Source organism: Nocardioides sp. NPDC127503 (assembly GCF_040302165.1).
Lineage (GTDB): Bacteria > Actinomycetota > Actinomycetes > Propionibacteriales > Nocardioidaceae > Nocardioides.
Map to the genome: position 1 here is coordinate 481234 of NZ_JBEORH010000001.1, position 14339 is coordinate 495572.

At 64.1% G+C, this 14339-nt stretch carries 9 protein-coding genes; 6 read left to right on the plus strand and 3 right to left on the minus strand.

Annotated features, from left to right (window positions below; all coding sequences use genetic code 11):
• Nucleotides 1–5 precede the first annotated feature (5 nt).
• The 3 genes from ABTW65_RS02345 to ABTW65_RS02355 are packed head-to-tail and all read right to left on the minus strand — an operon-like array spanning nucleotide 6 to nucleotide 2279.
• Nucleotides 6–809, minus strand: a complete 804-nt coding sequence (locus ABTW65_RS02345) for an HNH endonuclease (RefSeq protein WP_350658183.1) — start codon at nucleotides 807–809, stop codon at nucleotides 6–8.
• Nucleotides 806–1825, minus strand: a complete 1020-nt coding sequence (locus ABTW65_RS02350; RefSeq protein ID WP_350658184.1) for a NaeI family type II restriction endonuclease — start codon at nucleotides 1823–1825, stop codon at nucleotides 806–808. Before ABTW65_RS02350 ends, ABTW65_RS02345 begins: the two co-directional genes overlap by 4 nt.
• Nucleotides 1782–2279 carry a very short patch repair endonuclease gene (locus tag ABTW65_RS02355; RefSeq protein WP_350658186.1) on the minus strand — a complete coding sequence of 166 codons (498 nt, stop codon included), beginning with the start codon at nucleotides 2277–2279 and terminating at the stop codon, nucleotides 1782–1784. The genes ABTW65_RS02350 and ABTW65_RS02355 overlap by 44 nt, the downstream gene beginning before the upstream one ends.
• 266 nt (nucleotides 2280–2545) lie before the next feature.
• Between ABTW65_RS02355 and ABTW65_RS02360 the strand changes: the two genes are divergently transcribed.
• The 6 genes from ABTW65_RS02360 to ABTW65_RS02385 all read left to right on the plus strand — a co-directional run bounded on the left by ABTW65_RS02360 (nucleotide 2546) and on the right by ABTW65_RS02385 (nucleotide 13853).
• The gene (locus ABTW65_RS02360) at nucleotides 2546–3481 is read left to right on the plus strand and encodes a hypothetical protein (RefSeq protein ID WP_350658188.1); all 936 of its coding nucleotides are present in this window, start codon (nucleotides 2546–2548) and stop codon (nucleotides 3479–3481) included.
• On the plus strand, nucleotides 3478–4998 hold the full coding sequence (locus ABTW65_RS02365; RefSeq protein WP_350658189.1) for a DISARM anti-phage system protein DrmE domain-containing protein: 1521 nt from the start codon (nucleotides 3478–3480) through the stop codon (nucleotides 4996–4998). The genes ABTW65_RS02360 and ABTW65_RS02365 overlap by 4 nt, the downstream gene beginning before the upstream one ends.
• Complete coding sequence (locus tag ABTW65_RS02370) at nucleotides 4986–6689, plus strand: nuclease-related domain-containing DEAD/DEAH box helicase (RefSeq protein ID WP_350658190.1); 1704 nt, start codon at nucleotides 4986–4988, stop codon at nucleotides 6687–6689. The genes ABTW65_RS02365 and ABTW65_RS02370 overlap by 13 nt, the downstream gene beginning before the upstream one ends.
• Nucleotides 6686–10129 (plus strand): helicase-related protein, encoded by a 3444-nt coding sequence (locus ABTW65_RS02375; RefSeq protein ID WP_350658191.1) that lies wholly within the window; start codon nucleotides 6686–6688, stop codon nucleotides 10127–10129. The genes ABTW65_RS02370 and ABTW65_RS02375 overlap by 4 nt, the downstream gene beginning before the upstream one ends.
• A complete protein-coding gene (drmB, locus tag ABTW65_RS02380) occupies nucleotides 10126–12060 on the plus strand; it encodes a DrmB family protein (protein WP_350658192.1) in 1935 nt (644 codons plus the stop codon). Before ABTW65_RS02375 ends, drmB begins: the two co-directional genes overlap by 4 nt.
• Before the next feature lie 569 nt (nucleotides 12061–12629).
• On the plus strand, nucleotides 12630–13853 hold the full coding sequence (locus ABTW65_RS02385) for a hypothetical protein (protein ID WP_350658193.1): 1224 nt from the start codon (nucleotides 12630–12632) through the stop codon (nucleotides 13851–13853).
• Nucleotides 13854–14339 lie beyond the last annotated feature (486 nt).

A 14339-nucleotide genomic window follows, 5' to 3' on the forward strand; every position in this document is an offset into this window, starting at 1 on the left:
GTGACCTACAGGGTCTTGGCCTTTAGCCGGCGCCTAATCTCCGCCGCGACGTTGCCGGTTGGCCACGGTGCGGATGCGGTGAGCCGGTAGTAGCTGACCATTCGGCCGTTCTCCTTGCGCTTGATCGTCTTGTAGTTCCAGCCAAGGACACGCAGTTCTCGCATCCGCCTCTGCCAGTCATCCTGGTATTGCTTGAGCGATGCCACCGCCCCCACGACATCGGCTGGAGCGTCGATGCCGGTCGTCTGGAACGCCAGCAGCAGGTCGCCGATCCGCCGGTGAGGTTCCTCCCGCTGGGCAGCCTCGCGGATCTGGTCGTCGTACACGCTGAGAGATGAGTAGAACGCCTGCTTGTCGTGGTTGCACTGCTCGCACAGTGGCTGGAGGTTGTCGATGTCGTCGGTGCCGCCCCAACTCAGCGGCACCTTGTGATCGACCTCTAGCTTGATGTGGTCCTCCAGCGGGGTCTTGCCGCACTGCGCGCATCGCTGGGCGCTGAGGACCTGGCCTCTGACCTTTGGTGGAATGCCGGATCGTGGTGCGCTGACTGCCCGTCCGGCAAGGAAGTAGCCTGGCGCTCGACCTGAGCCGACCTTTTGTACGTCGAACTTGCGGCGGAGATCCCGGACACGGCGATCTGTCTGGGAGTGGGTTGCCCCCTGTTCCATAGCGGCGTAATCGCGGATCTCTACCATCGTCGGAGGGTCGTCGCGCCGCGCGTAGATGTATGCGTACACGAGGTGCAGTGCAGGAGCGAGAAGGGCTCGGAGCTCGTCGCTGCCCGGCTCCGGAAGGTCCTGATCGGTCACCTGGGCACCCTCGGTGCCGGCGTCGGGGCCTGCCGCTCATCGGCCAAGAGCTGCCACCACTCCCCGGCGATCTCGACACCTACCTCTGGGATTGTGGGCTCGACTCGCACGCTGACGACCTCGCCTGGCTCGGGAACCACAGCCCCGAGTGCGTAGGCGATATTGCGCTGAATCGAGTAGTCGCCTCCCAGGATGAGATATCCCTCGGGCCGCAGCGCACCTCTGGCGCCGCCGTTGTCGCGTACGCGCTTCATGTAGTCATCCTGCTGCGCGACAGTCGCAATGATGTTGCGTGAAATGCGCCGGTTGGTTGCGAGCCGCAAAAGCTCGTTGATACGAGCTTGCCCGCTGCGAGCGGACATGATGCGAAAGACCGTCGCCGGGTCCATCTGGAGGAGCGCGTTCGGCTGCATGGCTGCGTCCTTGAACACCCAGGTGATCTGGCTGCGGCCAACCGCATTGAGACCGGTCTTCTTGTCACGGTTTTCGCCCAGGCGGCGGTTCGCTTCGCTCGCCCTGACGACTCCAGCGGACCAGGTTGCGGTCCGATCGTCCGCCTGAGTCACGAGCACGATCTGCTCGAAGCTCTCGACCGGAAGCATCCACTGGCCAGTATGCGAGTACTTGCAGTCGACCTCGTGGCCAGCGATCTCGAAGTCGAGCACGATGCCGTCGTTGAACTGGAGCTCACGCTGAAGATTGATCTCGATGAGGGTCCCGAAGTGCGTCTTCTCGGTCTTGAAGAGCTGGTCGACTCGGTACCGTCCCGTCCGCTGGCCGTCGTAGAGCTGGTCAAAGGTCGCCCGGAAGACCTTCGCCATCTTCGTTCCGTCTGGGTCACACCGTCGTATTTCCGCGACGACTGCTGTCACACCTTCGTCATAGCTCTCATGCGAGAACCCGGGCAAGGCATCATCCGTCACGGGCGCCGACGATAACGGGGTCTGGCAGGTTCCGCAGCATGATCGCTGATCATTGGGCGTGTTCGTCCGTCCTGAGACTGTCGAGCGTGCCACGCCCGTCTGAGCCCTGACCGGATGGGTTCATCGTGTCCGCTATTGCCGCAGCCAGAACACGCCTCGCGGCGGAGTCGGCGTCAGCACGGACATCATGCTCCCAGATGCGAACCGCGGACCACCCGAGCGCTTTGGCGGTCTCGACCGCACAAACGTCTCGCTCTCGGGTCCGCTCCATCTTCGTTCGCCACATCTCGGCGTTCGGACCCGTGAACGGTTTTGTGCGGCCGTGGTCGGGGCACGAGTGCCAGTAACAGCCGTCTACCCATATGGCGACGCGGTGGCGAGGTAGAACGATGTCTGGCGTGCACGCCGGTGCGAGGCGACGGTGGAGGCGGAACCTAGCCCCCAGGGCGTGCAGGGCGCGACGCAGAGCGACCTCAGGCCCGGTGTCCCGGCTCCTGCGTCCCGACAGGCTTGGACTTGACTCAGTCGAGATCCAGCGCTCAGCCACTGTTGCATGCTACCGCTCGACGGTAGGCAGCTGGCTGAGTGGCGGATGCCTCCGCCCCGCATCTCGGCAGCCATCGTCAATATCTGGTATCTGCCACTCCGGTGGCCAGCGCAGCATGCCCGCCGTCGGCAATAACGGTGGTCCGCGGCAAGCCGAAGGTACCTGCGGATGAGGAGGCTGGCGAGCCGCGTTTCTCCGAAATTGTCGGTGGGCGGCCCTAGCATCTGTCCAGAAGGTAAAACGTTCGAGTCGGAGGGAGCCACCGGGTGGCAGTGGTGCAGTCGACTGTCAGGCTGGGCCTCGCGGACGATTCTGGCCAGCGTGCTGAGTGGGCGCCATGGATCGGATCGCTCGTCGTCCTAGGCACGAGGCTGAGACGGTACCTGCCGAAACTGGATGGACGACAGATGGTGGTTGCTATCTCGGTGCCCCGGCGCGACTACGCTGCTGCGCTCATCGGCAGTGGTTGGATGCTGTCGAGTCCAGCGCCCGAACTTGCTTCGCCGATTGAGGTCTTTCGAGCGGCAGAGCCAGGTACGGGCATCCGTGCGGTGACAGACAACCGGATCCACACTGGCGCATTCTCATGGCTGCACGAACAAGGCAGAGAACCGCGCGTTCATGTCGCGGACAAGACTCTTCCCGTTGCGCGCTACGTGGCTGCCGCGGAGTTGGAAGGACAGACGGACTCGGCGTACTCCACCCTCCCCGCGCCAGGCTTCCTTGGGTGCCTAGTGGGCGCGTCGGACACCTGGGCGCAGCGTATGGCAGTCCCGCCGGCCGATCTCGCTCTTGTCGGGACCGCGACGTGGTTGCTCGAGGACCTGGCGGTGTGCATAGGCAACGCCGCAGATCCCGCCGACGCGCACTGTCCGCTGTCAAACTACGTCCTGCCACTCGGCGAAAACGCTGCGACTTGGTCGACCCCCGTGGTGTCCGCGCCCAAGTTGGCCGAGCAACCGCATCTCGTTGAACCGTACCAAGCTGCAATCCTCGACGGATACGGGGCGATCAAGTACCTCAACGATATCCCGGTACCGATCGTGGTCTGCGTCATCGACCGGTCGGTGGCGAGTGAGGCCGCCGCGGAGACAGTCATGGAAGCTCGGAGCGCGAACAGCCAGCCAATCGCGCTGAAGAACGAGCTGTATTGGCATCCGCCGACGGGTATAGAGGCGCTGGCGTTCACGGTGGCCCGATGACTAGCCGGGTGCAGGAGGTGATCCGCCGATACGAGGCATCCGCTGCAGTGCTGCGCCACGGCGTCGAGATCTTTGCCGTGGGTGATCCAGCAGGTGCCCGGCTCAACGCCGCCGTCCGGCGTCTTATCTACACGGCGGACGAGAACGGGAGCGATATCTGGGGCGATCTGCTTCGCGCAGCAAACGCCTTGCGGTGGCGGCGCATGACACAGCCACAGCCTGGCGACCGCAACCAGGCCTTAATCGAGGCGGCGAGGGCCGTGCGCCGCGAGGCGCGCTTGCTCGCTGGAGCGGTAGCAGACGACGCACTCCTGGAAGAGGTCTCGCGCGCTGCGGAGGATGTGCGAGAAACGGACTCGCCGGTTGGTCATGAGCTTCGGCGTTCGATCGAAGAGGCCGATCCAGCAATCTGCGCTGTGGTCGCCAGCAGCAACCCCGCACGGGCAGGGCTACAGGATTGGCTCGAGACACTGGCTGTTCCCGTGGTCCTGCCAGGAGAACTCGGCGGCCTGAGCGATGCGATTGAGCAGCTGTACGTCGTCGGCCCGCCGATCTTCTTTCCCTCCTCAGTCGTGACGGCACCGGCGACCGAGGAGGTGGCCTTCCTTTTGCCGTCCTGGTTCGGCCACCGCTCGCTCCCGACGTCGCGGCTCGCGATGCAGGCCGACGGCGCGATGAAGGTCCAGGCCAAGGAGCGAGTTGTCGGTGACGTGACGGAGCCCGAGTCACCAGTTCCTGGCGACGAGCCGACCGAGGACATCTACTACCCGCAACCAACCTGGCGTGGACGCACCTCTGGCGATCGCGAGCCGGGAGCTGATGAGGCCGAGGCGTGGAAGGTGCTGCTCGCCGGCCAGCTGGCGATCTGGCTAGATGACGGCGACCGCATCAGGACGCTCGATCCGCGTCAGCCGGCCGGTGAGCGCGTCACCTACGCCGCAGTCGACGCGGTCGCGCAGGGTACGTATCTGGTGCTTCGCGACGGCGCGACCGAACGTGGCGCGATGTACGAAGCGGCACTACGACGCATGGGAACCCGCGCCGACAACATCGTGGTCACGCAGCGCGCTTGGAAGGCTGCGCTAACGAGGCAGCTTGCAGTCCGGTCCGCGAGCGCCTGTATCAGAGAGCTGCGCGCTCAAGGGGTTAGGTCGGCAGCTAGGGTCCGAGCCTGGATAGAGCCGACGCTCATCAGCCCGAAGCACGAGCAGGACCTAGTGCTTCTGCTGGAGTGGCTGGGACTTCCGGTCGAGCCGACGCACCGGAACGCGATGGAACTCCGGCGAGCCGTGTACCAGGCGACTGCAGACCTGCGCGAGGAACTCGAGGACGCCGTGAGCCGGGCCGACCTCGCGGCACTCGAGCGCGAGGGTTACATGCGCTTGGCGATCGCGCGCGAAGGATTCCGAAGCATGGTTGTCGCCCGGGTGCACGCACGCTCGCCGTACACCGAGATCGTGGCGCGGCAGCAGACCCGGGTGCCATTTGGAGATCGGAGCAGTGAATGGCTCGAATGATTCCGGCCTACTGTTTGCCGGGGGCAGCGCCAGGCGAGCAAGCGCTCCACAAGGCACTGGCCGAGTGCGATGGCACGGATGACTGGATCGTGCTGCACTCGCTCGCGATTGCCGAGCACATCAAGAAGCCTGAGGGCGAGGCGGACTTCGTGGTCATCGTGCCAGGACGCGGGATTCTTGTCATCGAGGTCAAGTCGCATCTGACGATCGACTACCACGAGGGCATCTGGAAGCTCGGCAACGATGCGCCAACGGCACGCGGGCCGATCAAGCAGGCGGCCGACGCCATGCACAGCATCCGCAAGTACCTGCTAAGGAAGCAAGTCGACCTGGGGTCGATACCCATCCTCAGCGCTGGCTGGTTTACGGCGGTCCGTGCCCGCACGATGTTGCCTGAGTCGCCTGAGTGGCATGACTGGCAGGTACTCGACTCGGAAGACCTGAGGAACGGGGTTGGCGCGGCCATCTTGCGCACGATGAAGGCGGGAACCGTGCACCTCTCGAAGACCACCTACGTTGCGTACGGCGAAGTCGGCCCCAGCGAAGCGGAGACACGCCGGATCGCTCTCGTGCTGCGGCCTCAGTTCGAGGCGGCAGTCGTGGCCGGCGATCTGCGGCATGCGCGTGAGAGCGACCTGGTGCACTTTGTCGAGGAGCAGTACGAGGCGCTCGACTCGATGGCCGACAACCACGCGGTGCTTTTCACGGGGCCGGCAGGGTCTGGCAAGACCTTCTTGGCAATGGAAGCTGCGCGCCGCGAGGTCGTCCTCAGGCATCGGGGCCGGCTGATCTGCTTCAACAGCCTGCTTGGCCGACGCCTGCGGGACGACACGCCAACTGGCGACGCGCTTATGGTGGGAACGTTGCATCGCCAACTGCTTGACATCGCGGGCGTAACACCACCGGTCGCCCCCTCAGCCACGTTCTGGACCGAAGAGCTCCCGGAACGGGCAATGGAAGCGATCGTCGCGGCCGGTGATGACGAGGCCGTCGACTTCTTGGTGGTCGACGAGGTTCAGGACATCCTTCGCGAGCCCTACCTGGATGTGCTGGATCTGATGGTGAAAGGAGGACTGCAGTCGGGGCGCGTGCTGCTCTTCGGGGACTTCGAGCGCCAGGCAATCTTCGACGACGGCGCCGGCCGTGACCTGCTCCGCAAGCGAGTGCCGCACCTGCCGACCGGCCGCCTGATCATGAACTGCCGGAATCGCCCCCGCATCGGGTTCAGCGTCAACATGTTCAGTGGGCTGAGGCCGGGCTACCAGAAGTTCCGCCGCGACGACGACGGGATGAACCCAGCGTGGCTCAAGTACGAGGCCGGGAGGGATCAGACGCCGTTGCTGGTCGAGGCGATTCAACGGTTGCGCGATGAGCACTACCAGCTACACGAGATTGCCGTGCTGAGCCCGCTGGCGGACGGGTCGGTAGCCGCCTCCACGACCGACAGGTGGCTGCGGCAGGTACTGCGCCCAGCCACGGGCCAGGCGCGCCGCAAGGGTGAGGTTCAGTACGCAACGATCCAGGCCTTCAAGGGCCTCGAGGCGCCTGCGGTCATCGTCACGGATCTGGACCGCAAGGTCGTACCCAGCTTCACGTCGGTGATGTACGTCGGCCTCACCCGTGCGACCGACCGGCTCTACGGGCTTATCGAAGCCGACACACTACGGGCAGGGATGGAGGGCGAGCTGTGACCGGGGAAGAAGCACGCGACATCGTCGAAGCGGCAGTACGCCGGGAGCTCTTTGGGCCAGCACAGGACGAGTCGCCACTCGGCAGTCCGATCGACTGCTCCGGCCCGCGCTACTCCTTCGACACGAAGGAGGCGAGCAACGGTCAGTTCCATGACCGGACCACCCTCGAGGAGGTGCTGACCCGCTCCGACCCGCTCCGCCGTTACGGGATCGGCGTGCTCTATAGCGGAGGTAGCGCGGGCGGCACAGCCATTGCTGACGATCCCGTCGTCATCGACGGTGTTGCACAGAGCGACGAGAATCCGGATCAGAAGCCGGTCGAGGTCGAGGGCTACAAACCGCGGGATGAGGTCGACTCCGACGACTTCGACCTTTCCGATGCCAACCGTCGCAAGCCTTCGGCGACGGCGATCTCCTTCAAGGTGAAGGTTCCGTCAGATGGCGCGATCAGCGTTCGGGTGACGGGTGCGTACTACGACCGCATCGCGGTGAGTATCCCTGGTGTTCCGGATCTCGACTGGTGGGTACGCCGGCCGTTCGAGCTGGACGCGACCATCTCTGGCCGCACGCTCCTACATGACGTACAGAAGATCAAGGTTGTGCCGACCACGCCGGTCGTGACGGAACCAAAGAAGGCTCCCGAGAAGGTGCCGACGCTGACCGTCTTTAGCCGTCCGGTTCCGCGCGAGTCTTCCCCTGATCTCCGGCTTGTCACGCTGGCTGTGATCAACGAAGTGTCCGGTACCGGACCGGGCAGCGCCTTCTTCCAGATCGGATTCACCGCAGCCGCCAATGGCGGCCTACGGATCGAGCCTTACCCGGACGTCGAGCAGCCAGATAGCGACGACGAGGAGAAGTCGATCGCCCTTCTCTACCGCGAGCGCCTCACCTACGCAATCGGTCACGGCTGCGCCGCAACCTGGACAGACGCGGACGAGGTGACGTGGGTGGCCGCTGATGCCATGCCCGCGTACGAGGTGGCGAGTTTGACCCCAGACGTGTTCGAGATCCACGAAGACGGCAGTCGGACGCCGGTTAGCGTCAGCATGGCCGAACTCGCGGACCAGACCCCTGAGGGCGATGGCCAGGTCGAGAAGGTCCTTAGCCTCTACCGGCGGTGGATAGAGGATCGTGTGGCCTCGGTTCCTGACCTCGATGAGCGGTTCCACGAGGCTGCTTACCGGCACATGGAGTTGTGTCGCGGAGCCCTCGCTCGAATGGAAGAGGGCTGGCAGCTCGTCCTCAACAATCCACTGGCGGCGCGGGCCTTCCAGCTGGCCAACTTCGCGATGCTCTATCAGCAGGTGCGATCGCGCCTGGCCACGCGCGACGTCGTCAAGGACAAGAGCGACATCTACCGTCCGGTCGGCGAGCATCCTAACGCGGTGCCTGGTCCGCGGGACGGCCGCTGGCGTGCGTTCCAGATCGCGTTCGTGCTGGCGAGTTTGCCGGAGCTCGTGGACCCAACGCATGCGAAGCGATCGGTGGTGGACCTGATCTTCTTCCCCACTGGTGGCGGTAAGACCGAGGCGTATCTCGGTGCATCAGCGATCTCGCTCATCGCTCGCCGCCTGCGTAACCCGGGCGACGCCGGCACGGACACGTTGATGCGGTACACGCTCCGGCTGCTGACCGCCCAACAGTTCCTGCGGGCGTCGTCGCTGATCTGTGTGCTCGAAGACATGCGCGCGGATAATGAAGAGGAGCTTGGCACGGAGCCATTCGGCATCGGGGTCTGGCTTGGCGGCGACTCGACACCGAACACGTGGGGCGCCGCCGAGACAGCGCTCAAGAAGCTGCGCTCTGATTACACTGCAGCCAATCGGTTCCTCCTACTTAAGTGCCCGTGGTGTGGCACCAAGATGGGGCCAGTGCGCCGTGCGAGAGGTCAGGACACGCCCGGCTACGTCTGGTCCGGCAACCGATTCGTCTTCAAGTGCATCGACAATCTCTGTCGTTTCAGCGGGCGCGAGGGCCTCCCTGTGCATGTCATTGATGACGACATCTACGAATCAAGGCCGTCGATTGTCATCGGCACCGTCGACAAGTTCGCCACGATGGCGTGGCGTCCCAAGGCACGCAAGTTGTTCGGGCTCGGTGAGTACGGCGAGCGTGTGTTCTCGCCACCGGGCCTCATCATCCAGGATGAGCTGCACCTCATCTCCGGGCCGCTCGGTTCGATGGTGGGGCTCTACGAACCGGTCATCGATGATCTGACCACGGACCGCCGTGACGGTAAGGCCGTTCCGGCGAAGATCATCGCCTCGACAGCGACCGTGCGGCGGTATGAGGATCAGATCAAGGGCCTGTTTGGCCGTAGTCAGGTCGCGCTGTTCCCGCCACACGGGCTGACGGAAGGGCATTCGTTCTTCGCCGAGCCGGCCACGCTGGAGGATGGAACACCCGCTTCTGGCCGCCGGTACCTGGGTGTCATGAGCTCGTCGCTCGGTTCGACGCAGACCGTGCAGGTCCGGGTCACCGCTGCCACGTTGCAGGCCGGCTCGCAGATCCCCGACGAGACCGACCGTGACTGGTACTGGACGAACCTCAACTTCCTGAACAGCCTCCGCGAGCTCGGTAATACGGTCTCGCTGCTGGAGTCGGACGTACCCGACTATCTGGTCGGCTTGCAGCGCCGCGACGGCATCACGCCGCGGTGGCCACGAAACGCGATGGAGCTGACCTCGCGCCGCCGGAGCGACGAGATCCCAAAGGCGATCGAGCAGCTACAGGAGCAGCTGCCATCACCGGACTGCATCGACATCTGCCTGGCATCGAACATCATCGAGGTCGGCGTCGACGTGCCGCGTCTGGGGCTCATGACGATCGTGGGCCAGCCGAAAACGACCGCCCAGTACATCCAGGTGAGCGGACGTGTCGGGCGTGATCCGCGAGGTCCCGGACTGGTCATCACCATCTATGGAGCCGCGAAGCCACGAGACCGCAGCCACTACGAGCGCTTCCGCACGTACCACCAGCAGCTCTACGCCCAAGTCGAACCGACATCAGTCACGCCGTTCGCGGAGCCGGTCCTCAAGCGCGCACTCCATGCCGCGGCTATCTCGCGGATACGGCAGCTCGGGCCGGACTTGGAGCCGAATCCGTTCCCACGGGCCGAGTACGACGCCGCTATCGCGCTCCTACGACAGCGGGCTGAGCTGGCCGACCCGGAAGAACTCCCGATCTTCGACCACTGGGCAGAGGAGCGTGCCCGGCAATGGGGGATCGGCGAACGAACGGCCTGGGCGGCAAGCCCCTACTTCGAAGGCGACCCGAAGCAGGGGCTCATGCGTCCAGCCGGCGAGCTTGCCGACCCTGACAACAAGACCATCACCTGGGACACCCCGATGAGCATGCGCAGCGTAGACGCCGAGTGTCGGCTCGAGATCACCCGGGCCTACGTCCTTGACGACCTCGCACTGGAGGACACCGAGTCATGAGCAGCGGCAGCATTCGGCGCGCACAGTTGGTCACGCCGTTCGGGGTCGGAGCGATGAGCGTGCTCGTCGACGGTACGTCGGTGATCACTGCCGGTCTTGACCACTGGTTCCCGAAGGACGACCCGGGCCTCGCCTTGGAGGACTTCGTTGTCCACGACTGGCGTTTGGAAGCCCGGCTAAAGGTCAGCGAGTTCCGCCTGCCGCCCGACTTCCGATCCTCGGGGGCCGGCAAGGACGAGCGCAATGTCCGCCTGAAGGTGCCGGTTCTACGGTTCCCTCGGTGGTGCTTCTGCATGTACTGCAAGCGACTGAAGCAGACCACGCTGAGCTTCCAGGAGATGGTCCGCTGCGAGGACCGAGCCCATGAGGGGCGCCGGGGCAGTGGTCCGCGTATGTCGCAGGTGCCGTTCGTAGCGATCTGCGAGGACGGGCACATCGACGACTTCCCGTTTGACAAGTGGGTGCACCACTCGAAGAACCCGCAGTGCAACGGGGTTCTCAGGCTTTTCTCGACCGGCGGTGGTGGACTCGAGGGCCAGGTCGTCCGTTGTGGATACGACGCCAAGGGCAAGCGCGATGAGCGGCTCGGGTGCGGGGCTTCGCGCACACTGCAGGGCATCACAATGGGTGGCCGTCGTGGTGAGGATGGATCGGAGAGCACCGCTCTCTCCGAAAGCCTGGTCGGGCGTAGCGACCCGTACCGGTGCTCAGGCGCCCGGCCCTGGTTGCACGAGACTGAAGGCGCGTGCGATCGGCCGGTCCGCGGCGCACTCCGCGCGGCCGGGAACGTCTACTTCCCGAGCGTTGAGTCGTCGATCTTCCTGCCACAGAAGGAAGGTGCCGTCAACGATGCGATGCGCGAGCTGCTCAAGCGTCCCGACGTCGGCACCGTCATGTCGGTCGTGTACTCGTTCGCAGGTACCGATGCCACTCCTGCCATGCTCAGAAAGCAGCTTCCCGGTGAGCTGTTCGACTCCTACGGAGATGACGAGCTGATGGCAATGTACCGCGATGTGCATGGGATCGGCGCCGCCGGGGAGGGCGGCGGCGATGGCTCGGACGACCTCACGAACGATGACATCTGGCGCTATCCCGAATTCAAGAAGATCCGGGAGACACCACAAGACGACTCCTTGCGTGCACATGATCCAGGCACCCATTCGGATCTATGTACGCACCTAGGCCGTGTTCGCAGCGTGTCTGTCTTGCAAGAGACCCGTGCCCTGCGCGGATTCACCCGCGGCCGAGACGGCGAACTCAAGCTGCCGGTCGGCAAGGCGATGCTCCGCCGACGGTCACTGCCACCGGACAAGGACTGGCTCCCTGCGTACGTCGTCAAGGGCGAGGGTATCTACTTCGAGCTCGACCCGGACCGGTTGGAACGGTGGGAAGCCCGGGGCGAAGTACAGGCCCGTGCTGAGAAGATTGCAAATCGTCACTCGCAGGTGATCACGGACCGCGGTGGACGACTGCGGGACCTGAGCCCGCGGTTCGTCATGATGCACACGCTCGGACACCTACTGATCAACGAGCTCGTGTTCACTTGCGGCTACAGCTCGGCGTCACTGCGCGAGCGGCTCTACGTGTCGCGGGAGGGCAGCCGGGACATGGCCGGCGTTCTCATCTACACCGCGGCCGGGGACTCGGAGGGCACAATGGGCGGGCTCGTCCGGATGGCCCGCCAGGAGCATCTGCGCGCGGTCTTCGCGTCAGCGCTCCGTGACGCGCAATGGTGCTCGACCGACCCGGTGTGCATGGATTCCGGTGACAGGGGTCAGGGCCCAGACTCATGCAATCTCGCGGCATGCCATGGCTGTGCCTTGTTGCCGGAAACGAGCTGCGAGGAGTTCAACCGATTCCTTGACCGTGGACTCGTCATCGGGACGTTCGACGAACCAAGTCTGGGCTATTTCTCGGATCTCACCCTCTGACATGAGACGCGAGGGCTAGGCACAAGTTGGACCGGACTCGGGGCTCCATGGTCCCAAGTTGGATGCCTCGACGGAAGTTCGTGCTCAACCTGAATCGAGGCTTGAAGGTACCTGCGGGGATTGACCGCCGAAGGATTCCGGTCGGCTCTGAGCGCGCTGCTAGCTGTGAACTTCCCCGTCCGAGCATGGATCGCAAGACAGTCAGGCACCGTCGCGCGTGCGCAGGACGATGAGATCACGGGCTCGTCGGGACGCTGTTGAGTGATGGCTACTCACCGGTCAGTTCGTGGAGGAGATCGCCAAGGCGACCTGATCGTCGACGGCTGGGACCACCGCGCCCACCCGTTCCTGTGAACCATGGCCACCGCGCAGGTCTCGCGCAGCGGGGATCTGCATAGATTTCAAGTGCGGGGCCCCTAGAATTCTTCACGCCAGCGATCCCGGGTCTCTGCCAATGTGGCTAGACCCGAGTCCGCCTCCGCTCGCGCTCGCGGACGAGTAAGGCCGATCGAGCATTTTCGGTGGGACGGTCCGAATCAAGGCCCAGCCGCAGTCGAGAGGGAGTCACCTTGGACATCACGGAAACGATTGGACTATCTGTTGCGGCGGTTTCCGCTGCTCTTGCCATGTATGCGGTAGTTGTTTCCCTGCCGGGATACCGAAACTCGCGCGCGGAGGCTTCGATGGCGCACTTCAAGGGGCTGGTCCGCGATCTTCGCGAGCACCACAGCCTTTTGACCGAGGCGGCCTATGTGGACGCGACGGATGCGTGGAAGCCGCATGGTCTCCATCTGTTGGGGGATCCAGCATGGATCCTGCCGACGCCAGTTGATCTCGATCAGATCGAGTTGGCGCTTCAAGCGGATCCTCAGTCAGAACCACCCGAAGTAGAACGGGAACGACGGCGCCTCCTGCGCTCGGCGGGCCTGCGGGCTAGTCCATTTCGCTACTCTCAAGCACTACAGCAGAGCGGACTGAGCCCGAATATATATGATGGCAAGCTGTACAGGATTCTGGGGGCTAATGCCGTCGCTACTGGGCTTGTTCTCAATCTCGGCCTCGACAGCTACTTTCGATATCTTGACAGCTCGGAGGTGTTGGCCTTAGAAGCGCAGCAGTGCAGCGCATCCGGAAGAAGTCCGAATCGGGGGGCGTATAGAAGGGCCTTGATTGGGCCATCAAGTTTCGACCGACGCGTCGCCGCTCTCGGTATCGTAACCTTGACTATCCGGTGCTCGCCTTCAGGGGCGACGTTCTTCGCGCATCGCCGCGATGGCGACGTAACGCACAACCATAATCTCCTAGGCGTTGCCCCTGCTGGCGAGTTCGCTCCGTCCGACTTATCCCTTGAGGCGGAAGACGAGGACTTGGACATCTGGCGAACGATCATGCGAGAGTACGCCGAAGAGTTTCTCGGACACCCCGACGCCCATAGGGCGGGGGGTGCTGGCATCAACTATGAATCCAGCGAACCTTATGCATCATTGCTTTCAGCCCGTCGGGAGGGCACCCTTCTTGTCCGGGCATTTGGGCTCGCGACGGATCCTCTGACGTGGAAGCCGTGCCTCCTCACGGTGTGTGTCTTCGACGCCCTGCAGTTCGACGCGATTTTCAGTGGTTTGGTCGAGCGCAACGAGGAGGGCGACGTGATCAGCCGGAGGGGCAAACTCGGGATTCCGTTCGACGGGCCGTCGATTAACCGCTATATCCACGACTCAAGAACTACTCCGGATCTGAAGGACTGCTTGAGGCTCGCATGGAAACATCGTGAGTTGCTTGGGCTCGACCGGTAAGTCCGCAGGAAACCATGTCTGACTGAACAATTCCCCCGACCTGACCTTCCTGCTTGGCAGCGGTGCAGCATCCGCTCGCGACCGCATGCAGGAACTGCATTGTGCCGGTTGAAGATGGCCGTTGGACGCGGGCGCACTTGACGAGGCGTGTCGCGGTGGGCCAACTCCGCGTTAGTCTCGAACAGTTGTGCGAGCGTCAGTCCCAACAGGTGCTCCGAATCTGATGCCCTGACCACTCGAAGGCGATGGGCTTGACCCGGATTTGCCTCGGTCCGAAGCGGTAGGCGACCCACGATCCGGCCGCAGAAACGCCGTCGGAGAGTGTCACCGACTGACCGACGATCTCCGCCGCTTCCGGGCAGAGTGAGGTAAATGTCAGGCATCTCGCTGTGCTGTGCCGCACGACGTGCTGCTCTCGCGTGCCAGTGCCATGCGCGTCGACACGCAGCAGAGTATGCATCGGGACCAGGCGGGCCGGGCGCCGCC

Bases quoted from the DNA above. Each gene is read 5' to 3' on its own strand.
- drmB (WP_350658192.1), top strand. From the start codon at position 10,126: ATGAGCAGCGGCAGCATTCGGCGCGCACAGTTGGTCACGCCGTTCGGG.
- ABTW65_RS02370 (WP_350658190.1), top strand. From the start codon at position 4,986: ATGGCTCGAATGATTCCGGCCTACTGTTTGCCGGGGGCAGCGCCAGGC.
- ABTW65_RS02365 (WP_350658189.1), top strand. From the start codon at position 3,478: ATGACTAGCCGGGTGCAGGAGGTGATCCGCCGATACGAGGCATCCGCT.